The organism is Rufibacter sp. XAAS-G3-1 (genome assembly GCF_013623775.1).
Lineage (GTDB): Bacteria > Bacteroidota > Bacteroidia > Cytophagales > Hymenobacteraceae > Nibribacter.
In genome coordinates, this window is the sequence record NZ_JABFAM010000014.1 from 56,660 (window position 1) to 81,445 (window position 24,786).

Consider the following 24,786-nt stretch of genomic DNA (forward strand, 5'->3'; position numbering starts at 1 on the left):
GAGATCCCTATGAAATTATTTCTGAAACCTTCCCTCGCCCTTTTGTTCGCAGCTTCGGTATTCATGGCTTCTTCCTGCAGCAACGACGAAGACCCAGCGCCTACCAATGAGGAAGAACTGATCACCACCTTGCAGTTAACCATGGTGCCACAAGGCGGCGGCACTACCGTAACCGCCACTTACCGTGACTTAGACGGTGACGGAGGCCAAGCGCCAGCCGTTACCGGAGCCCAGTTGGCCGCCAACAAGACGTATGCCGTGACCGTACAGGTACTGGATGAGTCTAAAACCCCCGCCGAAGACATTACCGAAGAGGTAGAGGAAGAAGGCGATGAGCACCAATTCTTCTACGTGGTTTCCAGTGGCCTGAACCTATCTGTGGCGTACAATGATACTGACAGCAACAACCGACCGGTAGGCATTCACACCAGAATCACCACTACTACTGCCTCTGCCGGTAACCTGCAAGTGGTTCTGAAACATCAGCCAAACCTGAAAAGCGCCACCAGCACCATCAATACCGGCGAGACAGACGCAGAGGTAACCTTCCCGGTCACCATCCAGTAAGACGGCAAACTTCCATAGGTAGAAAGGGCTCCGACGCGCGTCGGAGCCCTTTCTGTTTTAGGCCTCTTTTCTGAAAAAGAGACAGAAGCCTAGGTCTTATATTCCAGCACCTAAAGTATCTAACCCGTAGAGGCCAGGCACTGCCTTGTCTCGGGCACACATTGCTTTCCAAGGTTAGTTTATTCTGCGGGTGCAAACAGCCTCCCTTCGCCCAGCGTTTTTAGGCTGTTTTAAGGAAAACGGGCTGGAAACGCTAAAACCTGTGAGGTCTCCAAGACCTCACAGGTTTAGAATGAACTGCCAGTCTCGTGACTTGGGAGGAAGCGTGTCTCCAGACTCGCCGGGAACCACCGCCGGGAGGGCGCGTAACAGCAGTGACTTAGAATTCTGTTGATTATCTATCTACCCTAACTAGTTACAACCCTCCCCAGTGGCTTTCTTTCTGTTTTAGGGCTGGTTTAGAGAAATAAGGCCAATAACAGAAAGGCACCACTCCAACACTTCCGCCTTCCCTATAAAATGCAAATGACCGATTAGTACATCTAACCGGCCTTTGCATTTGGATTAATTAGTAAAAGCTTTCTCTATAGGCTACTTTAATATATAGTTATTTAATTTAATACCGGTTCTACTTTATACCCTTGGGCACGCAACAACTGGATCAACCCTTCCTCACCGGCTAGGTGCGCAGCGCCAACCGCTACAAACGAGGGGTGTTTCTTCATCATGTTCACCATTGGCGTGAGCCATTTGTGGTTCCGCTCATCCAGCAGCATATCGTTTGACTTCTCGTCTTCCTGAGAAGTGATCAGGCTGTACAAACCTGCCAGGTCTTCCTGCTGGTACAAAGACAGCATCTTCTTCATGAGCTTCCGCTGCCTGTCAAACTGCTTTACATTATTGAGCAACTGCGAGGCCTGGTCTGCCAGCGTAGATTGGTCAAAGAGGGCCACCTGCTCTTCGGGGGTTTCCAGCGCATACACAGATTTATGCCACTTTTTAGCCAGATCTAACAGTGCCAAATCATAGGATTCTGGGCTATAACCCAATAATTTGGGATATAGCAGCAATTGGCCCAGGAAACCAGGCTTTATGTACCGGAACTGCTGCATGCTGCGCTCCAGAGTGTCTTTCACAAAGCTGGCGAAGAGGTTGTATTCCTGCACGGTCATCAACGACTCCAAGGGCTGGCTCATGCGCATAGACCTGGATAGCAGGCTGGTGAGCTTGGGGCTGTCCAAATCCACTTCAAACACCGCCACCTGTGACTTTATCATTTTTTCTTTTACCTTATTGGGCAGAACAAACTGGTCTTTAGGCACTAAATGGAAGGTTCCGTAGAGGTAGGAGGTCTTGATCCCTTTGCCGCTAACTTTCCAAAGCAGGGAGTTTTCAGTAGAGGGCGTGGCACAAATTGCACGCTCCGGCAGCAGCATACCGCCGAAGAACAGACTTAAGAAGAATAAAAAGGAGGCTTTAAACGTGCCCATGAACTAAAGGTTACAAATACTTTTACAAAAGTATTACATTTTATGAGGCAACAACATGAATTTTATAAGAACCCTGTAGATTCATATTAAATACTTCTTAAAATTTAATCTACTGGAAACAAAGCACTTACCTAACTAATAGCAAAATTTTAAAACCATAGCAGAAACTAAGAATAGTTATACTTTAAACTATATCAACCAGCCTTTATGCAAATCACTACTTCCCCAGATGCCAAGAGTAAAATAGTAAACACCGCCGTGGTAGTCGCCGCGCTAGGGTACTTTGTAGACATCTATGACCTTGTGCTGTTTAGCATTGTCAGAATAGCCAGTCTGCGTGATTTGGGGGTGACCAGTCCCGCTGCTTTGCTGGACGAGGGAGTACACCTGATTAACATGCAGATGGCCGGCATGCTGTTGGGGGGTATTTTCTGGGGCGTGCTGGGCGATAAACGGGGGCGTATCTCGGTGCTGTTTGGCTCCATCTTCCTGTATTCGGCGGCCAATGTTGCCAACGGCTTCGTTCACAACCTGGAACTGTATGCCTGGCTGCGGTTTATAGCCGGGGTGGGTTTGGCCGGGGAGCTGGGGGCGGGGATTACGCTGGTCTCAGAAGTACTACCCAAGGAAAAGCGCGGGTACGGCACCACCATAGTGGCGTCTGTAGGGATTTCTGGGGCAATTTTGGCCGGGGTGATTGGCGAGTACTTTCATTGGCGCACCGCCTATTTTGTGGGAGGTGGTTTAGGCTTGCTCCTGTTACTGCTCCGCATTGGGGTCTATGAATCTGGCATGTTTGCGCGCACCCAGAAACAAGAGGTAGCGCGGGGCAATTTCCTGAGCCTTTTCACCAACAGGGCTCGGTTCCTGAAGTATGTGAAATGTATTCTGGTAGGGGTTCCTATCTGGTTTGTGATTGGCGTACTTATCACATTCTCTCCCGAGTTTGGCCAGGCGTTGGGCGTACCTGTTGCCATTTCAACCGCCAAGGCCATCGGCTTTTCCTATTTCGGGTTGAGTTTGGGAGACGTGGCCAGCGGCTTGCTCAGCCAAAAGCTGAAAAGCCGGAAACGCGCCGTAATACTCTTCCTCTTTTTGCTCGCGCTCGCCATTACCCTTTACCTGGTAGCCCATGGCGCTAGTGAGACCTATTTCTATGCCCTATGCTGCGCCCTGGGGTTTGCCAGTGGCTATTGGGCCATGTTTGTGACCATAGCGGCAGAACAGTTTGGCACCAACATTAGAGCCACCGCTACCACCACCGTACCCAATTTTGTACGCGGGGCCGTCATACCATTCACCCTTACGTTTAGCGCCTACAAAGAAGAGTGGGGCTTGTTACTGACTGCCGGAGCCTTGGGGGCATTCGCCTTGCTCATTGCGCTAGTGGCTATCTTAACCTTACCGGAGAGCTATGGCAAAGACCTGGATTACCTGGAGGAATCATAAGGTTTTAATTTTCAGGCTCATTTTGGAAAATGAGCCTGAAAACGGAATTAATCTAGTCTACTTTTATCTTGTAAGGCACCGTATACTTCACTGGTACAGCTTCACCGTCTTGGGTTCCCGGTATCCAACGGGGCATAGCTTCAAGCATTTGAACTGCATTTCTGGCCAGCGACTCATGGGTTGTTTTAACAACCTGAATATGCCCCACTTGTCCATCTCTCCCTACCACAAATGATAGAATTATATGTCCGCTCTGTTTAGCTTTTTGCATGTCTTTGGGTATTCTCATGTTGTTGCCCAAAAACTGAAACATGGCTTTCTGTCCGCCGGGGAACTCTGGCATTACCTCAAAAAGGTAATGGGGAACCGGCGCTCCATTTTCGTTGAAGCATTGCCCGTTAAGTAATTTCCCCTGCCTGTAAATGTCTTCTCGCTTTGGCTTTTGGTTGGAATGATATGACTTTGTCTCGCCGTCTAATTTACCTTTGTCGTAATTGGAAACCCATTTTTGTTGTCCACTCTCATACCAAGCCTCCTGCTTGCCATGCTGCAAGCCTTTTACAAACTCCGTTTTAGACTCTAACTGGCCATTTCTATACCATTTGGTTGAAAGGCCGTCTCTCACTGAATCTACTTTACTAAAGTGAGACTCTTGCCTCAATTCCCCCGTCATGAAAAAATCTTTTTGATATCCCCTTCCAGAAACTTGATCCGTTATCTGGGTGACACGGTAAAAGACAGCGTACCCCCTAGAAGTTTCATTAAAGTCCTTGTCTAAATAAGTGACCGAATCTGTTTGGCTGTAACCAACTGTCATAGCACATGCCCACATTAGCATGGAGAGTAAAACTTTGTTCATTGGGTATTTAATGAATGGGACGTGCGCCATCTGGGAAGGCACCTTTTTCGGGTTCTTATTTGTTATAGCAAGATAAGCAGTAATTTTGAGAATGATTCTTTTCAACGAAACCGTAAACATAGACAACGCCGTGGCGGCTAATTGGCTGCAGTGGATGCAGGAAACCCATATTCCGGAGGTGATGGCAACCACCTTCTTCATTAAATTCCAAATCGCCAAAGTGATGGAGGAAGAAGACAACGGCGGCTCTACCTACGCCATCCAGTACTACGCCCGCCACATGGATGACCTGCTGGAGTATCACCGCGAGCATGACCAAGCCATGCAGGCCAAAATGCAGGCCAAATACCCCGGTCAGTTTGTGGCCTTCAGAACCGTGCTGGAAGTAGTAGGCTAGTTTAGTTTTCAGTTGCTGGTTGTCAGTTATCAGTTGAGGAATCGCTGCTTTCTTGACGACAGCTCTGTTTTTAGCCCATATTTATGAAAACGCCCTGAAACCAGAATTCGGTTTCAGGGCGTTTTTTGTTTGAAGTGCCCCAATAGGCAACCAGGTATTCTGTTTTCAACCATCACCCGTTAAGCTGGTTTGAGGCTGTTTACGCAAAAACAGCCTCAAAACGCCATGTGGTGGTTTCTGGTTGAAAGGGAGTTAAACCTGACCTTACGCCCTCCTGCCAGTGGTTCCCGGCGAGTCTGGAGACTCGCTTCATCCCCAGTCACAAGGCTGAAGTCCCGCGCCAGTTGGCTCTAAACCTGTGAGGTCTTCAAGACCTCACAGGTTTTCGCGTTTTGTGTCTGCTTCCGCAACTCCGCTTGCTCCAAAGACCTCGTAGTGCGCGCAGCTCCTACGAGGGTCTCCGCCAAGGCCGTTTATAGCCCGTTTTCCGTAAACAGCCCCGGAACGCAACAAGACGTTTTTAGGCGGCTTTGTTTTTACAGCCGATAAACTTAGAAGCGTTGTAATTCTTCCTGACTAAGATTGCAGTTGATCCACTCGGCATCCAGGTGGGCGCCAATGCTGCGGTAGAAGTTAATGGCGGGCTCGTTCCAGTCCAGCACCTGCCACTTCATGCGCTTGTAATTCTCTTCTTTGGCGGCCTTCGCTACGGCGTGGAACAGCAAACGGCCAATGCCTTGCCTACGGAGGCGCTCGGTGACCACAATATCCTCCAGAAACAGCATCTTTCCTTTCCAGGTAGAATAGGCGGTATAGTACAGCGCGATGCCCACAATTCCCTCCTCCGCAGAATCGGCGACGAAGAACTCAAAGATGGGCTGTCCCCCGAACCCATCGTGGCGCATGTCTTCCAGGGTGTTGGTGACTTCATCGGGGGCTTTCTCGTACACGGCCAGTTCCACAATCAAGGCATGTACGCCCGGTAAATCGGCCTCGGTTCCTTTTCTAATTTTTATGGTTTGGCTCATAGTAGGGGTTTAGCTTGGAGAGGAGAAGACAGATTGCCTTTGTTTGCTCGCGCTATTTCCTGCAAGTTATCCAACCGGAGCCGTGAATGAAAATCTTACTCTTTACTTCTCTGCACGGGCTATTTTCAGGGCTTTCTCCAGCAGTTCATTGCGCTGCCCTTTCTGCACGATATCTTCAAGCGTCGGGCATATTGCGATTCAGTTTAACGCCTCAGGTAGGCAGCAGGCACTGCGTTAGAAGCGTTTCCCTATGCCAATGCCCACAGAGAACGTGTCATAGGCATGGAGGCGGTTGTCATAAAATACCGCAGGGGCAACATCCCAGTGGTCTTTCAACTCTACCTCGTATTCCAGGCCGCCTCGCAGCACAAATAGCCTTTCCCGTTCCTCTATCTCCGTGCCCAGGCCTGCCAACAGCACCAGCCCCTTCCAAGGCTTACAAAGGCCATCTACGGTCAACAACACGGGCCGCTCCCGCTCCACAGAATGGTGTTCGCCTTGCTTCACCTCAAAATTTATAAGTTCCAGGTCATTATGCGAGCCAATGCCCCAGGTGGGGTTAAACCAATATTCCACATCAAATCCTATGGAGGGTATGCTGATGAACTCTTTCCCATTCTGGGTATGGGTGCCTATATGGGTGTGGTACAGAACAACGCTTACCCGGGCATGTTTGAATTGGTGCTCCTCAACTTTTCCCTCAGAGGCAGTGGTATGGGAAACCGTCTGGCTGTAAACCGGGCAGGCGAAGGCAAATAACAGAATAAAAACCTTTATCAATTTCATAATAAAAACAAGTATATCTTAAATGGAAACAGGAACTGGTGCAACGATTGATTTAAGCGGCACGCTTTAACTGGTGATGGCCTGGAACGCGACCGCGCTTCTCCATTTCTTCCGGATGTTCACCATGGCCCGCCGGTTTACCATGCCAAAGCGGAACAGCAGCACGAACAGCACGATACCGCCACCGGCCAGTACCACCCAGCCCAGCATCTCCTGCGCCGTGAGCAGAATGGCCTGGGCCGTGGCCGACCCGTAGAGGCCTAACACCCCGGAGCCTAGAAACCTGGCCACCACGTTCGGGTTCAGGGCATCCATGTTCTGGGCCAATTGTTGCAGGTTGTCTATCTGGCCGTGGTACATGCCACAGGACATCACCGCTGAGAAAAAAGCCGGGCCTATGAACGAGCGGACGATAATTAGGAACGTGGAGGCCGCAAACATCTCCAGCATCTGCAGTTTATCTGAGGCATAGAGGCCCAGGGAGGCAAAGAGGATCACCATGCCCACCCCCTTCAGCGCCGAGGCCAGGTAGAAGTCCTGCACGCCCGCGCCCGGGTGTACGTTCATATACATAACCATGTGCGCCAGAATGTAGGCGAAGAAACCCACCAGCACCATCTGCTTAAAGCTCCACTCGTATTTGTTAGCAAAAAACATAAAAACGCCTCCTACGATTATCCCCGGAATCATCCATAGGTTTATCTGCGCGTTGGTCATGGGGTTGAATTTAAGGATGCCTACCGTGAGGGCGCTCTGGATGGAACCTGTCCCCATGAATAATCCCATTAAAAACACCAGCAGCAGGGATCCCCATACATTCCGGCGCTTGAGGATAGTAAGGTCAATGAAAGGCTTGGGCAAGGAAAACTGGCGCTTTGCAAACCAAAGCACCCCCACCACAAACCCGATGCACGCACCCTGTATGTTTACCGAATTGAAATAATCCTCTACCCTGGCAAAACACAGAATATAGTTCAGGAGCATGAGCGTAGCGCCCAGCAATCCAAGGCTAAGCCAGTCCATGCCTGCCCACGGGGCTTTGGGCATGGTGCGCCCGTTGTGGTAAAAGATGACTACCAATGCCAGACCCAACAATAACCCAGGTAGCATGAAATAATACACGAGCTGCCAGTTGTAGTCATACGCCAATTGGGCGGTGAAATAGGCCGATACCTGACCCGAGACAATACTAATGGGGTAGAAAATGGCGTAGAACCTGCCCCGGTTCCCGTCCGGGCTAATGATCATCATGACCGGGATGATGACTTCTATCATGGCAAACATCTTGAGGGCTCCCAATAGAAAATTGGCCGCAATCATTACCTCGGGGTGGGTGGTCATGGCACAGAGCAGGGTCAAGGCCGCGGTGCCGCTCAGGCTGATGAGTAAAATGTGGCGCCCTTTCAACAGGCTCTTTACCTGAAACAGAATAGGGAAAACCACCACCATGCCAATGGAGGAGGCAAAATTGGCCATGGTCAGGTACTCTGCCATGGTACCCAGCCCGCCCACCATATCGGTGATATTGGCGGTGTACAGACCGTTGGTGGTCAGAACGACCAAGGTGAGGAAAACAATAACCAGCAGCCCTACGGGTTTGGGAACCCAGTCATGGAACAGCCCTTTTCTAACTTCAGACATTCTCTTGTTTCTTTCCAGTTCCGGCTTTGCGGCCGATGTGTGTTTGGGTTGTGTTTTCTTCCTGTTTTCAGGCTGTTTTTAGAAAAACAGCCTGAAAACAGGGATAATTTTCTTATAATCATTTCCTGTTTTAGGCCTGATTTTCTGAAATCAAGCCTAAAACAGGAAATGATTAAAGGAGGGCTTTCACCTCCACGTTCATCCCGGCACGGAGTTTCTCCAGGTCAGCGGGCTGGTTCTCCGGCGTGAACTCAATGCGTACCGGAATGCGCTGCTGTATTTTCACGAAGTTACCCGCAGAATTATCCGTTGGCACAGCGGAGTATTTAGCGCCGGTGGCCTCGGAGATGGCGGTTACCTTGCCCTTGAAGACTTTGCCTTTCACGGCGTCCACCTCAATCTCCACCGGTTGCCCGATGGCCAGTTTCCCTGTCTGTGTTTCCTTGTAGTTGGCCACCACCCAAATCTGGTCGGCGCGCACGATGGGCACCAAGGCCTGCCCGGGTTGGATTAACTGCCCTTCCTGGATGTTCCTCCGGCCCACCACCCCATCATACGGCGCGGTGATGACGGTATAACTCAGGTTCAGTTTGGCCATGTCCAGCGCGGCGGCGGCACGTTTGATGTTGGCGTCGTTCACGGCCAGCCTGGATTTCACCTCTGTGGTAGAAAGCTGGGTAGACTGTTTCTGTTTCTGAAGACCTCGGTAGCGGGCCCGGGCGGCATCATACTCGGTTTTCACCTGCTCGTATTGCTGGCGCGTCACGGCTTCGTCTTTCAAAAGGCTTTCGTAGCGCCGGTAGTTCGCCTCCAGGTTTTCCAGGCGGGCCTGGGCCTCGGCGATGTTCGCCTCTGAAACCCCCACGTTGTTGCTCACGGTATTCACGCTGGAGCTGGTCACGTTCCTGCTGGCGACGGCATCCAGGTAGGCAGCCTCGGCCTGGGCCAGTTGGATTCTTATTTCGTTGTCATTAATGACCACCAAGGTGTCCCCTTGTTTCACCGGCTGGTGCTCGGTAAAGTATATTTTATCAATGTAGCCACCCACGCGGGCGTTGATGGGGGTAATGAACTGCTCTACCTGGGCATCATTGGTGATTTCGTTCTTCCCGAAATCAAAGAAGAGAGTAGCCACCCAAAACAGGCCTCCGGCAATGGCCAGCAACAGCAAGGTGTTCATGATGATAGGCCCGGCCTTGCGTTTCTTGGGATGCGCGTGCGCTTCGTGGTGTTTCCCGTGCCCCTCCTGTTTGTGGGAATCCTGGGGAGCGTGGTTTTCGGGGGAAGGATGGCTTTGTTCCTTGTTCTCCGCAGGAGCCGCACTTCCTTCTATTGGGGTATTTTCTTTCTGTTGTGACATTTCTTTAATGGATTTCTGTTAAAGGTTACCGGCTAGGCGCTGTAATTGGTAATAGGTGTAGAAGATGTTGGCGTCTGCGTTGGCTTTCTGCAGCTCGGCCTCCAGTTTTGCGTTGGTGGCATCCAGAACGTCCACTATCAGGGCCAGGCTACCGTAGTATTTTTTCTCTACGATGCGGTAATTCTCATCGGCAAGCCGAATGCTCTGGGTAAAACTCACGCTCCGCTGCCGGGCTTCGTTGTGCTTGATAAAGGCGCTGTTGACCTCGTTTTCAATGTTCTGGCGCTGCAGCGTGGCTACCTGCTGCTGTTGCGCCACGGCGGTATTGGCCAAGGCGATGCTGTGGCGGACGTTGTAGAGCGAGGACATGTTATAGTTGATGCCCACGCCCGCGTTCCAGCCTCTGGAGTACATGTCCAGCGCCGGGCTAGCAGTAGTGATGGGCCGGGCCAGGGAGTTCCCGGCCTGTAGGGTGATAGCCGGTATCCTGTCGGTTTTGGCAATCTCCAGGTTCTTGCGGGCAATGTCCACATTCACCTGGGCGGTCTTTATGTCAGGGAAGTTACCCAGGGCCAAGTCCAGGTAGGTCGTGTAATCCCGGCTTTCCATCTGGGAGGCCAGAAAAGAGGAGTCCGGCACAATCTGCGTGTTGGCGGGCAGGCCTACCAGCTGGCGGAGCTGCTGATTGGCGATAGACAGGTTGTTGCTTGCCTCCAGCACCGCCATGTCCAGGTTGGTAATCTGCAGTTCGCTTCTGATAAGGTCATTGCGGGTAACCATGCCCTGCTTATACAGGTTATGGATGTTTTTCAGGCGCAGTTGAGCCAGCTCAATGTTACGCTGGTACACCAGACGTTGGCGCTCCAGGCGGTACAAATCCACGTAGCGGGCCACCAACAGCAGTTTAATATCGGCGCGGTTTCTGGCGAAGCTCAGGCTGGCCACCTCCTGATTCAGCTCTGCGCGCTGAATGCTGTTGTTGATGGCGCCTCCCTTGAACACCACCTGGCTGGCCTGCACCGAGAAGGAGTTCCCGAAATGGGGCATCTTTACGTTCTGCGCCTCAGAGAAGTCGGTATCCAGGATTCTGACATCCCCGATGTAACTGGCCGTGGCCGCTACGTTCAGGGTGGGGCGTTTCTGGGTTTCGGCTACCTCCCGCTGCTGCTGGGCAATCTCAATACCGGTGCGCGACACCTGTAGCTGCTGGCTGTTCTGCTCGGCGAGCGTGAACAGTTCCTCTACCGTCAGCACCCGCGGCACCAATTCCTGGGCATTTACCTCCACCGAGGCGAACAGAACCACAAGTAAACCTAAAATGGTTTGTCTCTTAATCATACTATATTTAACTGTTAAATATTTAACTAATAAAGCAAAAAACTATTCTGCCTTGTTTTGGATATTTTTGTAAATCGTTTCGAAGGTGTGCAGACTGGTGGCTAAATCTCCGGCCGAAACGTTTTCCGCTACCAGTCCATACATTTCCTCCAACCAAGGGGTGATAAGGCTTTCCAGCTCTCTGCCTTCCTGAGTCAAGGTGATGATTTTGTTCCGGCGGTCTTGGCTATCTTCGGTGCGCAGTACCAGGTTGCGGCGCCCTAGGTTATCGAGGAGGTACGTCAGACTGGCTTTGTCCTTGTTGATGGCCGTCGCGATTTCCTGTTGGTTGCAGCTCTCTTTCTCCCACAGAAAACGCAGCACCTGCAGCATCTCAAAGGTGATGTCCACATTATGGGCCTTGAATTTCTGGCGCATATATCCTTTCAATGCCAGAGTCACCTTTGTCATTTGCTGCAGGAAAAGGATGGCATTCTCACGGGTTGACTTAGACATATCTAAATTTTATGATGCAAAGATAAAGGCTCAACAGTTAAATAACAAACTAATTTTATAACTTTATTTTAGACTTGGGAAATTACCTGGACGGAGTTGGCCGGAGGAAGAATAGCATCGTTTATTCACCTGCTTTACGCCCTTTTCTGAGAACCTACAGAGAAATGCGGCTGCCCACTGTGAATATATCGACTTAGAAGCTGTTTGAAATTTCAGGAAAACAGCCCAAAAACAGCCATTATAAGCGTGTTCCTGCCGTTCTGGAACTCCCGTTTTTGGCCTTGTTTTCAGAAACGAGCCCCAAAACGAAAGCAGAATCTATAAACACCTTCTATGGCGCGGATTTACTTCTGTGCCTGACGGATACTGCTTAGAAAGTCACGGAAGTAAATCCGCGCCATAGAGAGAAGTCATGGTAAAGTCTGTTTTGGCTTGTTTTCCTAAAAACAGGCTTAAAACACAAACTCTATCCGGTAATAAGGCAAAACAGAAGCCGATGCTTTCTTTCGCATCGGCTTCTGTTCAAAATTACTTCTTTTATTTGTGGTACGGATTCACGCCCATGTTGTAGAAGGTGAACGCCCAGGTGTCGGCCGCCTCGGCAATTTGGGCAGTGGTAGATTTACCGGCCCCGTGTCCGGCTTTCACGTCTACTCTTATCAGGTACGGATTTCCCGGTGCGCCTTTCTCCTGCAGCGTGGCGATGTACTTGAACGAGTGCGCGGGTACTACGCGGTCGTCATGGTCAGCGGTGGTCACTAAGGTGGCCGGGTAGGTCATGCCTTCTTTAATGTTGTGTATGGGCGAGAACTTGAGCAGGTTCTGGAACTGCGCGGCATCATCTGAGGAACCATACTCGGGTACCCAGGCCCACCCGATGGTGAACTTATGGAAGCGCAGCATGTCCATCACGCCCACGGCGGGCAAGGCCACCTTGAACAAATCTGGCCGTTGGTTGGCTACGGCCCCAATGAGCAACCCCCCGTTAGAGCCTCCGGCGATGGCTAATTTCTGCGAGGAGGTGTATTTCTGGTTTATGAGGTATTCGGCGGCTGAGATGAAATCGTCAAAGACGTTCTGTTTGTTAGGTGTTACCCCGGCTTTGTGCCAGGCCTCGCCGTACTCGCCACCGCCCCGTATGTTGGCTACGGCATACACACCGCCGTTCTCCAGCCACACCATGCGGGCGATGCTGAAGCCGGGGGTCATGGAAGCGTTGAATCCGCCGTAGGCGTACAGGTAGGTGGGATTGTCGCCGGTCAGTGGCAGCCCTTTCTTGTGGGTGATGAACATGGGAACCTTGGTGCCGTCTTTGCTGGTGTAAAAGACTTGCCTGGTTTCATAGGCTTCCATGTCTACATCTACCTCAGACTTCCGGAAGAGCGTGGATGTATTGGTGGCTACGTCATACTGGTAGATGGCGCTGGGGTACGTGAACGAGGTGAAGGTGTAGAAAACGGTCTTGTCTTCCTTCTTCCCGCCAAACCCGCTGGCGGTACCAATGGTAGGCAAGGTAACATCATGCAGCCATTTGCCGCTGGTGTCATGCACGCGCACCAACGTAGCAGCGTCTTTCATGTAATTCAGCAGCAAGCGGTTGTTTACCAGCGATGCGTTATTGAGCACGTTGTCGGTTTCAGGCACCAGCGTTTTCCAGTGGGCCTGCTGCGGTTTCTTCAGGTCAATCTCTATGAGCTTGTACTTGGGCGCGTTCTGGTTGGTGAGCACAATGAGCTTGTCACCTATGTTTTCCACCACACCATACTCTTTGTCAAAGCTCTCCACCAGCGGCACCAGCGGGCTGTTGTTCCTGGTGAGGTCTTTCACATACAAAGAGTTGTTGCTGGTGCCCTCTGAGGCGGTGAGGATAAGGTATTTTTCATCTTGGGTGGTACCGGCAAACAATAAGCGGAGTGGGTGTGCTTTGTCTTCCCAGATAAGTTGGTCCTGGCTTTGCGGGGTGCCTACTTTGTGGTAGTAGACTTGGTGGAACTCGTTCTTGTTGGCCAGTCTGGAGCCCTGGGTAGGCTCGGCGTAGCGGCTGTAGAAGAAGCCGTCTTTAAACCAACTGGTGCCCGAGAATTTAATCCAGTGCAGTTCATCAGACAGCTTTTTACCCGTGGCCACGTCCAGCACATAGGCATCGCGCCAGTCAGAACCGCCGGTAGAGGTGGTGTACACGGCATATTTAGCGTCTTTGCTGAAATCCAGGCTACCCAGGGAAGTGGTGCCGTCTTCTGACAGTTTGTTGGGATCCAGGAACAGTTCTGGGGTGCCGTTCAGGCCTTTCTGGCGGTACAACACGCTCTGGTTCTGGAGACCGTCGTTTTTGTAGAAGTAATAATAATCGCCTTCCTGAAAGGGCGCGCCGTATTTGGGGTAGTTCCAGAGTTGCGTGAGGCGCTGCTTCATCTGCTCCCTGAACGGGATTTTAGCCAGGTAATCAAAGGTCACTTCGTTCTGTTGCTTCACCCACGCGGCTACGTTTTCAGCGGTATCGGCTTCCAGCCAGCGGTACGGGTCTGGCACCTGCGTGCCGTGGTAGGTATCTACGTGGTTTATCTTTTCGGTTTTCGGGTACATAGTGGTTAAAGAATTAGCGGCCCCTGCGGGCGCATTGGCAGCAGCGTTGGTAACGGCTGCCGTAGGTGAAGCGGATGGCGTACTGGTTTTGCAGCCAGTGATTGCCGCCAAGGCAGCAACCCAGATAAACGTAAAGGATTTGTTCATGTTTATAGGCGTTAGTTTCACCAGGTAAAGCGTGGGTTTCTCTCCATTCCAATTTACAAAACAAAAGCATTTGTTGAAGCATTCCTACCCGCCCCTCTCCAGCAAAGCTCCGTTACCAACTTCACCCCCGGGAAGCACAGCAAACCGCTCAGGTAATAGTGTTTATCCTGTAATCTCTGCCGATAGGCTTCAAACCCATGATAGGCATCTTCCTGCCCGTCTTCATAGGTTCTGATGTAAGTGGCAGTTCGTTTTTTGCCTGTAAAACGAAAATCAATGGGAAAACGGCATAGCTCCCGGTACTGTCTACACACCAGGCTATAGGGGAAGAACAGGCACAGAATGGTAAGGCAGGCGACCACAAAGAAGATAAGGAACGCGAACTGATTGATAAGGTGAAAGCCCATGAGCAACGCCCCCACCCACGGCCGGAGCGGAGGATGCCCCGCTGCGGCTACCGCCGAGGTCAGGATATAAACCACCGCCACAAACCCGATTTGCCACACCCACGGGTACTCCAGAAACAGGTGCGCAAACGTGAGTGGCTGGTCATACTCCCGAAAACTGACCAGCGCATTGTACAACGCCGCCGGGGGCCTGAGCCAATGCACGTCTGCTGAGGCAGAGAGAAGTTTCTTCGCCAGAGCCGCTATTTTCCATAGTCCGGAGAGCGTGTAGACAAACAGCAGCCCGAAGTAAAACCAGTTGATGCTCGTGTATTGAATCTTGTCTGGCTTGTTCACGCCTGGTTTTTCCACCACTACAAAAATCAGGAAGAGATGGGCCAGCAGAAACAGATGGTTCACGTGCGGCAGGTACCCGTAGCTCCACAGCACCAGGTTTATCCACAACAGCGCCGCTGCTAAAACTACTTGCGGGATTATAGCTCGTTTTACGAAAAACTTGCCCAAATTAGCCAATGCGGCCACTGCCAACACACCCCAGAAAACTTCTTTACGGGGGAGAACAGGAGTTACAAGGCTGCCTACCCAAGTAAGCGGTTCATATAATTCGGCAGGCCGGTCAAGATACTGGTCAAACTTTGTCAGCGCCCAGCAGAGCCAGACAAAGGTGAAAAGCCGAAGAAACAGCTCGGCATAGAAGAAGTCTGTGCTGGCGCGCAGATAGCGGTTGAAGAAACCGGAATCGCTGGTCTTTGGCCGTGACGAAGCGTTTGGGGCCATGTTATCAGAAACAGACAACGGTATCGGCTTTATATTCCCCCGGCTGGCGCAGCAATTCCTCTACCGTGGTAGTCTCCCGCACAATGCGGTATTCCCGGGCTTGGGGGTGCAGGTAGTTGACGAGCGTACGCAATCTTTCCCGGCTGTTGGTGGTGTTGGCGGTATCAGCTAAGGTGCGGTTTACCCAATAGTCCAGGGTGTACACGTAGTCATCCTGGTCAAAGGAACGCGTGGGGCGCACGGCCTGCCGTTGGAAAGTAGCTTCTCCGCTGCTACGCGTGTACACCCGGTACGTGCTGTAGTGGTTGTCGCTGCCGCGGGGTTGGGTGAACAGCTTCCAGTTGGCGAAAGGGTACAGTTCTCCCCAACCGTGTATCAGGGTAAAAGAAGAACCCAAAGACCCCAGAATACTCACCGTTACCAAAACTTGCAGGCAGACCAGGCGCCAAGAAGAGGAAAGCATACGCGCGAACAAAGGTTTACCCATCTATATTAGAGAAAACCTTTTTATATTCCCAATAAAGGGCATTGTCTCCTCAGCCTTGGCAGCAGTGACAGCAGGCAAAATCGGCTCCTAAGCACGGAGACAGCATTACGTTATCCTATTTGTCTTCCTGGAAGGATCTTGTGGGCGAACTAGAATAGCTTTGATGGAGCACAATTGCCGTTCGCCACCAAGATCCTTCCAGGAAGACAACAAGAAAAGTAAGTAAAACTAATTCTGCCCGCGTACTTATATTTGGTAGCCCTAGAAAAGCAGTGATTTCCCACACTCGCGGGACGCGAGCGAGGGTTCTACTTTCGTTTATCTTCCCTTCTCCAGAACGCCCCACTAGGGTTTAGAGTTACTTCCGTGACTTTCCAAGCAGTATCCGTAAGTCACGGAAGTAAATCCGGGCCATAGAATGCTGTTTTCAGGCTGTTTTAGAGAAAACACGCCCAAAACCGAAAATAAATTTTCAAGAGCACACAATATGCCGCAATCTTCCTCCGTTTTAGAGGGGAAATAGTTGTTGTGTGACGTAGCAAAAGGATCTGGCAGAAATAGCTGGATCTTTTTGTGTTTTTACCCGTTCCCGTTTCTTCCTCCTTTTCGGGAAATTACGCCTAAAAGGGGCAGATCACGCAGTAACCCGCTGCCCAAAGCACTTTCTTGTCTATAACTCACCGTTGTTAATCAAACAGGCAGCATTCCCCTTTTTCTGTTTCTGGCCTTGTTTTCTAAAAAGAGGCTAAAACCAGGAACCTTCCTGTGTTGGCGCACAATAACGGCCGCCAATGCTCCGTTTTATACCCGAAGTAGTTTCTGTTTAGCTTATTGAGGCATTTACCTGTAATGGGTAAGTGCCTCAATTTTTATGGGCAAGTACTTCAGCTATCATCCACAGGGGCAATTTATTCCGTAGGTATGTTGCGCCGGTACCGTTTGGCCAGTATCTTTCATAGCCCGAAAACCCAGGCGTTTACTCCTATTCCGCAGTTTCTATTCAGCGTCTTATATGAAGCATAGCTTTACCCGTCTCTTCCCTTCGGCTTTCAAATTCTTTGCTTTTCTTTGGGTCTTAGGGTTCTTAGGTGCCGCTGCTGCCCAAGCCCAGGATGCCTGTCTACTTATTCCGTTGTCCCTGGAGGAGCGCATCCAGACGGCCGAGGTGGTGGTGGAAGGAAAGGTAGTGAGCCAACGGTCTTTCTGGGACGAGAAGCACCAGAATATTTACACCGCCAACCAGGTAGAGATCTACAAAGTGTTCAAAGGCACCCCTACCTCCACCACAGTGGAAATCATAACCGAGGGCGGACGGGTAGGCCTGGACATACACGTGTACTCGGCTACGCTTCAGCTCAAAAAGCAGCAACAGGGTATCTTTTTTCTGCAGCCGTCTAAAGCCAAGGCCCCGCTGGCGCGGTATACCGTTTTCGGCAGTCTGCAGGGCTTCATCAGATATCAGTTGTCTGAGGGTACCGCCAAAGATCCGTTTGCAAAGTACAGCTCCATCCCGTTGCAGCTCTATGGCTCGCTGGAGCGGTTGTCAGGTGCCTCCCTCCGCCGGGTGAAAGCCAACCCAGAGCTGGAAGTAGCCCTCAAACCTGAAATCCCTACCCCCAACCAACGCAGATTAATCCCGCTGATTTCTAGCTTCAGCCCAGCCAGTCTAAGGGCGGGCACCGGCGACGTGTTAACTATCAATGGCAGCAACTTCGGGAACACCCGCGGCGAAGGTTATGTAGAATTCCGGAACGCCGATGATGGCGGCAAAACCTTTATCCAGCCGCTCCCCACTGATTACTTGAGCTGGTCAGACACACAGATACGAGTAAAAGTACCTTCTTATGGAATAGATGGTGGTACCGCCGGCACCGGAGATTTCAGGGTAGTGAACAATGATCCCAACACCGCCACTGCGCCCTCTCCCTTGAATATTATCTATGCGCACTCAAACGTAGGCTATGAAAGCGCAGAACGGGGCATTAAAGAGCAAAGCTATCAACCCAGACTTATCTCGCAGAACGGCAAGGGCGGGTACACCTTCCGGTTCGGGGCCAGTTTTGAAGCCAATGCGCCCGCCCTTTACGCCTTTAAGCGCTCCATGAACGATTGGTCTTGCAGCACATTCGTCAATTGGGTAGCCGCTTCCAATGACCCCGTGGCCACCACGGCCGAAGATGACGTGAACTCCGTGCGGTTTGCCAATGCGGGCGAGTTGCCCAACAACGTTTTAGGCCGAACCATTAGCCGGTATAGTGGCTGTATCTCGGGCGGCGTGTTGAATTTCTGGGTGAGTGAGATAGACATGGAGTTTGCCCCGCGCGCAGACTGGCAGTACGGGCCCGCCGTGTCCACCAACCGCCAGTTCGATTTCCAAGCCGTGGTAGTACACGAGTTGGGGCACGGGCATCAGTTAAGCCACCTTATATTGCCTCGGGCCATTATGCATTACGCCGTAGCCCAGGGCCCGGCATCCAGAACCCTGAATGCTGAGAATGATATTGCCGGAGGGAATTACGTGATTGCCCGCAGCAGTACTACTGTCCCCTGCAACGTAGACCCCATGGTGCCTAAACCGGCCAATGCCTGCGCCATTCCGGTGGAGTTGATTGCGTTGGAGGGCCACCTGACCGCCAGCAACCAGGTTTTGCTTCAGTGGACTACCCAGCAGGAAACCGGCTTAACCGAGTTTATTGTAGAACGAAGCCCAGACGGAGAGAACTACACCCCAATTGGACAGGTAACCGCCAGGGGCAACTCTACCGTGCCCAGAGATTACGAGTTCACAGACCCCGCCCCTTTTTCTCAGCTTAACTTCTATAGGCTGCGCCTGGTTAGAACCAACAACACCCAGGAATACTCTGAGGTAGCGCAGGTGGCCGGCCCCGGCTTTGTGCGGCAGGTAGCACCTAACCCCGGCGGAAACCAGACCTTGCTGTACTTCAATGCATCACAGGAAGAAAGGGTGCAACTGGCCATCTATGATATCTCTGCCCGCCTCTACCGCACGTTTGAGATTACCGTAACCCCAGAATCTAACAGGTACAATCTTACGCTATTCCCTGAAAACGAGTACGAAATGACACCTATCGTCAGAGGATTGTTACTTATTAAATGGACTACCTCGCGCGAGAGCGGCACTATCAAATACCTGAAATTGGAATAGCTTCTCCTGTTTCCTTTAGTTGGTAATTCTACCATTGCAGACGAATCACCAACTTCTGAAGCCATATAAAAGCGGGGCTACAAAGAGCAATGTCTTTTTACAGACCCGCTTCTGTTTTAGGGCTATTTTCCTCAAAACACCAGTAAAACATAGTGCTCACATTGCTGCCGTTTCGGTTTGCTTTGCAGCGTGGGTAGCCGTAGTTTCGAGGTTTAGAGTTTTGCCATGCCACAGATGAACTGGGAGCGCCTGATCTCCAAGAAACGCTTTGATGCCCAAACCATAGAACACGCCACCGATGAGTCAGTGCGCGGGGAATTCCAGCGCGATTATGACCGTCTGGTGTTTTCCACCCCTTTTAGGCGGTTACAGAACAAAACGCAGGTAATGCCCATGCCTGAGAGCGATTTCGTGCACAACCGCCTTACCCATAGTTTGGAAACTTCCTGCGTGGGCCGTTCTTTAGGAAGAATGGTCGGCAAAACCCTTCTGGAGCGGCATCCGGCTATTCTGGAAGCGCACCCCGGCATGCTGGAATCTGATTTCGGGGACATGGTGGCCGCCGCCTGTCTTACCCATGACATTGGCAATCCGCCGTTTGGCCATTCCGGCGAAGATGCCATTTCCTCTTTCTTTAGAAGCCCCGAGGCCGCTGCATATTTAACCGGGTTAACCCCGGCCCAGATTGCTGACCTCCAGCATTTTGAAGGCAACGCCGCCGGGTTCCGGATTATCACCCACACGTATCCGGGCCAAAGCACCGGTTCCTGCGGCATGCGCCTTACCTACAGCACGCTGGCTACGTTTACCAAATACCCCCGCCCCTCAGACGCAGTGGTGAAAGGAACCAAGCGGGCGAGCGAGAAAAAGTACGGCTTCTTTCAGGCCGAACAGGCGCATTTCAGCAAGATTGCGCAGGAACTGGGTATGTTACCGGCCGGAGAAAGTGCGTTCCACCGGCACCCCATGGCTTTTCTGGTAGAAGCCGCCGATGACATTTGTTACCGCATCATTGACTTTGAAGACGGTTGCCGGTTGGGTCTAATCCCGTTTGATCAGGCGAAAGAATTGCTGCACCCTCTCTTGAACGAGCGACCGGGCAAAGTACACAGCACCACCTTCCATGACTGGCGGGAACAGCTTGGCGTTTGGCGCGCGGTCATCATCAACCACCTGATCTATGAATGCGCCGGTCTCTTCCTACACCACGAAGAGGAAATCCTGAACGGCACCTTTGACCAATCTCTGATTAACCTGGTACAGCACAAAGCCGCTTTGGACGAAATCAAGAAAGTCTCCATAGACCGCATTTACCGGCACCGTCCTGTGCTGGAGATTGAGGCGGCCGGGTTTGAAGTGCTGGGTGGTTTGCTGGAAGCGTTCCTGAAAGCGGTGTTTGATCCATCGGCGGGCCGCCACCGTAAGTACCTGGACCTAGTACCCGACCAATTCTTGGGCCCGCAGCGCCAACTCTCCCCAGACGCCTACGAGAAAATCCTCAACATCACAGACTTCATCTCGGGCCTTACGGACAGCAGCGCCATCAGCCTGTTCCGCAAGATCAAAGGGATTGAGTTGCCTAAAATGTACTAAATTGTTGGTTGTTTATTGTTGGTTGTAAATAGCCGAGAAATGCCTGTTTCTGGGCTGTTTTTGCGAAAACAGCCCAGAAACAGGCAGAAATTTGGATACATTCTGTAAATAAGCCCTCATTACTAAGTAATTGGACAGAAATAACGATATCTTCTTCTCTCTTTGTCATCCTGAAGGGATGACAAAATAGATAGTTTAATTTGTCCTGCTACTTAAAACAGTTCTTGCCCACTTTGCCATCTTGAAAAGATCTTGTGGGCGAACTGGAAAGCCTCTGCATTGCTGCCATTACCGCTTGCTCACAAGATCCTTGCAGGATGACAAAAAAGAGGATAGGAAGTTTCGTAATGCTAGCAAAGAAGCGGCGAGACGCCGCAGGTAACCCACACTCGCCAGAGGCGAGCGAGTGCTCAATTTTAGATTATCATTGCATTTTTAGAACTACTGAAGACGGCCTGAGGCTTTAAAGCGGAGTCTGCCAAGAACCACTAAAAGATGATGGTTTTGTTATTGCTCACGAACACCTTTTCCGCGAAGACCAGCTTCAACGCCTGAGCCAGCACAATCTTCTCCACATCCCTACCCGACTGGGCCATGTCGCGGGCACCTTGGGCATGATTCACCTGAATCACGTTCTGGGCTATGATAGGCCCCTCATCTAAATCACTGTTCACAAAGTGGGCGGTGGCACCAATGATTTTCACGCCGCGCTCATACGCCTGCCGGTACGGATTGGCCCCTATGAAGGCGGGCAGGAAAGAGTGGTGAATGTTGATGATCCGGTTAGGGAACTGCGCGACAAACCCGGGGCTCAGCACCCGCATGTACTTGGCCAGCACCACGTATTCTGGGGCATAGGCGGCAATGATCTGGCTTATCTCCTGGTCATGCTCCTCACGGGTTTTCTGCTCATGCGACACATGGTGAAACGGAATCCCGAAGCGGCTCACCAGTGACTCCAACGCGGCATAGTTGCCAATCACGGCTAGAATGTTGGCGTTCAAGTCACCGTACTCGTGGCGAAGCAGCAGATCGCCCAGGCAGTGGTGCTCTTTGGTGACCAGCAGCACAATGTTTTTCTTGCGTTCGGGCACTAGCCGGATGTTGGCCTCTGACGGCAATTCTGCTCTGAGTTCCTGCACCAAGGCCTGCGCGTGCACCTCACCCGCCAACTCAGCCCGCAGGAAGAAGTGGTTCTGTTGCCGGTCTACAAATTCATCATTGCTGGTGATGTTGAGGTTGTTCCGGAAGACAATCTGCGTAATGGTGAAGATGAGGCCTTTGCGGTCTGGGCAATCAATGAGCAGGAAATTAACCATGGTTGAGAGGGGTGTACCTTCCATTTTCGGGCTAGTTTAGGTAAAATAGCCTAAAAATGGAGTAGCATGTGCGGTTGGGAGAAAGTGAGTTTGAGCGCTCACAGGCGCAGTTTTAATTGGGGTAGGTTTCTGAGTTCTTTGAAGGTTTCCAACAGGCCCAACTGCTTCATGACCGCTCCCGCGTTAGGCAAACCTACTACCTGCCAATAACCGTCGCGGTCGCGCATCTGCACTTCCACAACTACTGGGTTTGGTTGCGAAGGCACACGCAGGTCTAAACCCACCACGGCCAGCGTATCGGTGCGGTTCACGTAGGAAATCCCTTCCAGGCGGCTGTTGGTCAGTGGGTTTTCCTGGAGCAGTTTCTGAATGGGTAGCACGGCCTGCAACTGCTCCCATTCCTCCTCACTCACGGCGGCGGGTCGGCCATTGATGGATCTCCGGTGCTCCACGTACTCTTCAATGCCTCCGCGTAAGGCCTGTAAGACCTCCTGCTTTTTAGACGCCATGGCCATGCCCAGTGCCATGGCAGCCAGGGCCTGTTCTTTCTGGGGCAGTTCGGCCATACCCGCCTTTACCGCCTGATCCAGGAAACTGGCGGTGGTGCGGTCTACGTCTACGTACTTTTCCAGCGCCGCCAGGTCACGGTTGTCTACCGCTTTTTTGATTTGGTATAAGGAGAATTCGGGGCCCTGGGCGTAGCGCTTGTAGAGCCCGTAACCAACGGCTCCCACCAATACCAGCACCAAGAGCCAAACCATGGCTTTTTTCATAGGAATGTCATCTATCTGAGTAGAACTTTTTTTACTACGTAAAACCCACGCATCCGCCTGCTCCCAACCTGTTGCATCCACAATTTTTTCTCCCGCTACACCCTGGGCATCGTGAAGTTAGTGCTTCTATTGAGAGTACCAAGCAGAACCGCCCCTCCGCTTTGGGCCTGTTTTTATAAAAACAGGCCCAAAGCGGAGGGGCGGTTTATTTCGAACTGTCTTAGTCTTTACAACATACCCGCTCCAATGGCAATCAGCGCACCGGCCAGGGTGGCTAGGAGTTTTCCGCGGTTGAACCGGTGCTCTGGGCTGGTTTCAAATAAAATGGTGGTGGAAATGTGCAGGAAGTTACCCACCACTAACCCAGACAAAACGGTGTAGGCTTCGCCGGAAAGAAGCTTTTCCAGGGCCACGTAGTTACTGAACAACAACCCCAGCGGCGAGGCAATGGCAAACAGCAGCAGATACCCGAAGGCTTTCTTAAAGCTATGCAGCTGCGTCACCAGCACCGACATAAGCGCAATGGCCGCCGGAATATGGTGCAACGCAATACCAGCCAGAATATGGTAGAAATTATCGCCTATGTGCGCGTGGTGGTGCAGGTGTTCATGCGCTTGCTGCGCGGCCATGCGGCTCTGCACCATCACGCTGCCTTCCAGAAAGGAGTGAATGATCAGCGAAGTCAACAACAGAACCGGTACCGAGCCGCCGTGGTGGTGATGGTGGCCATTGCCCTGCGGATGCGCGTGAATATGGCCGTGCTCTACCCCTTGCGAGAATACTTCCAGCACCAATTGCAGGAAGAAACCCGCCAGAATGTAAAAGCCTACCCTATGCGGGTCTTGGGTGCTGAGCAAAACATCTGGCAGAATGTGCAGAATGGTGAGCGCAAACAAATACGCCCCGCTAAACGCCAACAGCAGTTTAAGCCACCGCTGGTTGTTCTGCGGCAGAAAACGCACGAGCCAGCCCGAGAGCAAAACAGTAAAGAATAGAACGGAAACCGCTACTATCATGGGTGATATTTCTTCAGGATGAAAATCATACGTTCGCTCTTCTCCGGATCATACGCGCCCAGGTGATAATCCCCGAACACGCTGGCCATCCGCAGCTGGGCCATCTGGAAGTACTCCAGAAACTCATGATACTGGAGCGCCCGTACTCTTTCTATAAATTCATACGGTTGGCCCTTATCCTCAAACCTGATGGTCTTCAGAATGAAACCAGCCTCTACCTTACGGGTAATGTGAAAGGCGATGCCGCCTACTTCCTTGGTCTCTTTGGCTACCAACCGGTTGATCACCCTGGGCGTGTTCATGAAATCAATGATGAACTTGCCTCCGGGCTTAAGAGAAACCGTGCTGGCCCGCAACGCTACCACGTTCTCGTAATCGGCTTGGAAATACCCGAAGCTGGTAAACAGGTTGAAGACAAAGTCAAACGCCTGGGGCCGGAACACGTCCCGCATGTCATGCACAAAGAAGCGCAGCTTCTCGTTCTCAAACTGTTTGGCGTAGGCAATGCTCTGCTCAGACAGATCCAGCCCGGTTACGTCATAGCCTTTCTGGTTCAGGTAGACAGAATGCCTCCCTTTTCCGCAGGCCAGATCCATGAGTCTGCCGTCAGGGTTAGGCCTAAGATGATGCAGGAGGTTGTCCAGGAACCGTTGAGCCTCCTGGGCGTCCCGGTTCTTGTACAGAAGGTGGTAATACGGAGAATCAAACCAGGTGTTAAACCAATCTGCCGGATGTGTCATGCGGGTGCAGGAAAAGGAAGCAGCAACGCGTTTACCCCAGGCGCTTACACCGCGGGACAAAGGCCTTACCTGGTGGCAGTACTGTCAGCTGATGCCTGAGGGGCAGGATTCTTCACTAAGTCCATGCCGCACACCGGGCATTGGCCGGGCTGCATGCTGGCACTGCCTTCACACTCCATGGGGCAGATGTACGCCATTTGTCCGGCCTGGGCCGAGGTTGTGTCTGCCGTAGCGGTGGTTTCCGGCGTAGCGGCAGTGGCAGGCTGCTCTGTCGTAGCGGAGTTGTTGCAGGAAGTTACCGTGGCAACGGTAGCCAGTGCCATGGCCCAAGTAAAAAAGATCTTCTTCATAATAGAAAAATAGAAGGT

At 51.7% G+C, this 24,786-nt stretch carries 21 protein-coding genes; 5 read left to right on the top strand and 16 right to left on the bottom strand.

The genetic code is table 11. From position 1 onward, the window contains the following. Positions 1-9: 9 nt before the first annotated feature. Positions 10-567 (top strand): type 1 periplasmic binding fold superfamily protein, encoded by a 558-nt coding sequence (locus tag HHO50_RS15935; protein ID WP_181307290.1) that lies wholly within the window; start codon positions 10-12, stop codon positions 565-567. A gap of 611 nt (positions 568-1,178) precedes the next feature. On the opposite strand, the gene HHO50_RS15940 is transcribed toward HHO50_RS15935, so the two are convergent. Beyond that, the gene (locus HHO50_RS15940; protein ID WP_181307292.1) at positions 1,179-2,057 is read right to left on the bottom strand and encodes a TraB/GumN family protein; all 879 of its coding nucleotides are present in this window, start codon (positions 2,055-2,057) and stop codon (positions 1,179-1,181) included. A 207-nt stretch (positions 2,058-2,264) separates the two neighbouring features. On the opposite strand from HHO50_RS15940, the gene HHO50_RS15945 reads away from it, so the two are divergent. Beyond that, the gene (locus HHO50_RS15945) at positions 2,265-3,506 is read left to right on the top strand and encodes an MFS transporter (RefSeq protein WP_181307294.1); all 1,242 of its coding nucleotides are present in this window, start codon (positions 2,265-2,267) and stop codon (positions 3,504-3,506) included. Between the two features lie 52 nt (positions 3,507-3,558). On the opposite strand, the gene HHO50_RS15950 is transcribed toward HHO50_RS15945, so the two are convergent. Continuing rightward, a complete protein-coding gene (locus tag HHO50_RS15950) occupies positions 3,559-4,365 on the bottom strand; it encodes an energy transducer TonB (protein WP_181307296.1) in 807 nt (268 codons plus the stop codon). Between the two features lie 91 nt (positions 4,366-4,456). Here HHO50_RS15950 and HHO50_RS15955 point away from each other — a divergent pair, with 91 nt between their 5' ends. Further along, positions 4,457-4,762 (top strand): DUF4286 family protein, encoded by a 306-nt coding sequence (locus HHO50_RS15955; RefSeq protein ID WP_181307298.1) that lies wholly within the window; start codon positions 4,457-4,459, stop codon positions 4,760-4,762. Positions 4,763-5,313: 551 nt separating this feature from the next. On the opposite strand, the gene HHO50_RS15960 is transcribed toward HHO50_RS15955, so the two are convergent. The 9 genes from HHO50_RS15960 to HHO50_RS16000 form a co-directional block, all read right to left on the bottom strand. After that, on the bottom strand, positions 5,314-5,790 hold the full coding sequence (locus HHO50_RS15960; protein ID WP_181307300.1) for a GNAT family N-acetyltransferase: 477 nt from the start codon (positions 5,788-5,790) through the stop codon (positions 5,314-5,316). Between the two features lie 234 nt (positions 5,791-6,024). Further along, the gene (locus tag HHO50_RS15965; RefSeq protein ID WP_181307302.1) at positions 6,025-6,576 is read right to left on the bottom strand and encodes a hypothetical protein; all 552 of its coding nucleotides are present in this window, start codon (positions 6,574-6,576) and stop codon (positions 6,025-6,027) included. A gap of 66 nt (positions 6,577-6,642) precedes the next feature. Then, the gene (locus HHO50_RS15970) at positions 6,643-8,217 is read right to left on the bottom strand and encodes an MFS transporter (protein ID WP_181307304.1); all 1,575 of its coding nucleotides are present in this window, start codon (positions 8,215-8,217) and stop codon (positions 6,643-6,645) included. Positions 8,218-8,389: 172 nt separating this feature from the next. Then, the gene (locus tag HHO50_RS15975) at positions 8,390-9,577 is read right to left on the bottom strand and encodes an HlyD family secretion protein (RefSeq protein ID WP_219921564.1); all 1,188 of its coding nucleotides are present in this window, start codon (positions 9,575-9,577) and stop codon (positions 8,390-8,392) included. Between the two features lie 18 nt (positions 9,578-9,595). Continuing rightward, complete coding sequence (locus HHO50_RS15980) at positions 9,596-10,915, bottom strand: TolC family protein (protein WP_181307306.1); 1,320 nt, start codon at positions 10,913-10,915, stop codon at positions 9,596-9,598. 42 nt (positions 10,916-10,957) lie between these two features. Further along, positions 10,958-11,410, bottom strand: coding sequence for a MarR family winged helix-turn-helix transcriptional regulator (locus tag HHO50_RS15985; protein ID WP_181307308.1), 453 nt, complete (start codon positions 11,408-11,410; stop codon positions 10,958-10,960). Between the two features lie 537 nt (positions 11,411-11,947). Next, entirely contained in the window at positions 11,948-14,140 is a 2,193-nt protein-coding gene (locus tag HHO50_RS15990; RefSeq protein ID WP_181307310.1) for a prolyl oligopeptidase family protein, read from the bottom strand. Between the two features lie 53 nt (positions 14,141-14,193). Then, positions 14,194-15,324, bottom strand: coding sequence for a hypothetical protein (locus HHO50_RS15995; RefSeq protein ID WP_181307312.1), 1,131 nt, complete (start codon positions 15,322-15,324; stop codon positions 14,194-14,196). Between the two features lie 4 nt (positions 15,325-15,328). Continuing rightward, the gene (locus HHO50_RS16000; protein WP_181307314.1) at positions 15,329-15,787 is read right to left on the bottom strand and encodes a hypothetical protein; all 459 of its coding nucleotides are present in this window, start codon (positions 15,785-15,787) and stop codon (positions 15,329-15,331) included. A 1,036-nt stretch (positions 15,788-16,823) separates the two neighbouring features. Between HHO50_RS16000 and HHO50_RS16005 the strand changes: the two genes are divergently transcribed. Beyond that, complete coding sequence (locus HHO50_RS16005) at positions 16,824-18,977, top strand: IPT/TIG domain-containing protein (RefSeq protein WP_181307316.1); 2,154 nt, start codon at positions 16,824-16,826, stop codon at positions 18,975-18,977. 225 nt (positions 18,978-19,202) lie between these two features. Then, positions 19,203-20,570: a deoxyguanosinetriphosphate triphosphohydrolase gene (locus tag HHO50_RS16010; RefSeq protein ID WP_181307318.1), complete on the top strand. Its 1,368-nt coding sequence runs from the start codon at positions 19,203-19,205 to the stop codon at positions 20,568-20,570. 488 nt (positions 20,571-21,058) lie between these two features. On the opposite strand, the gene purU is transcribed toward HHO50_RS16010, so the two are convergent. From purU to HHO50_RS16035, 5 genes are all read right to left on the bottom strand, one after another. Then, entirely contained in the window at positions 21,059-21,913 is an 855-nt protein-coding gene (gene purU, locus HHO50_RS16015; protein WP_255478776.1) for a formyltetrahydrofolate deformylase, read from the bottom strand. 74 nt (positions 21,914-21,987) lie between these two features. Further along, positions 21,988-22,662 (bottom strand): DUF2939 domain-containing protein, encoded by a 675-nt coding sequence (locus HHO50_RS16020; RefSeq protein WP_181307320.1) that lies wholly within the window; start codon positions 22,660-22,662, stop codon positions 21,988-21,990. Between the two features lie 227 nt (positions 22,663-22,889). Beyond that, positions 22,890-23,678 (bottom strand): ZIP family metal transporter, encoded by a 789-nt coding sequence (locus HHO50_RS16025; protein WP_181307322.1) that lies wholly within the window; start codon positions 23,676-23,678, stop codon positions 22,890-22,892. Then, positions 23,675-24,418, bottom strand: coding sequence for a cyclopropane-fatty-acyl-phospholipid synthase family protein (locus tag HHO50_RS16030; RefSeq protein WP_181307324.1), 744 nt, complete (start codon positions 24,416-24,418; stop codon positions 23,675-23,677). The genes HHO50_RS16025 and HHO50_RS16030 overlap by 4 nt, the downstream gene beginning before the upstream one ends. A 65-nt stretch (positions 24,419-24,483) precedes the next feature. Continuing rightward, entirely contained in the window at positions 24,484-24,768 is a 285-nt protein-coding gene (locus HHO50_RS16035; protein ID WP_181307326.1) for a heavy metal-binding domain-containing protein, read from the bottom strand. Positions 24,769-24,786 lie beyond the last annotated feature (18 nt).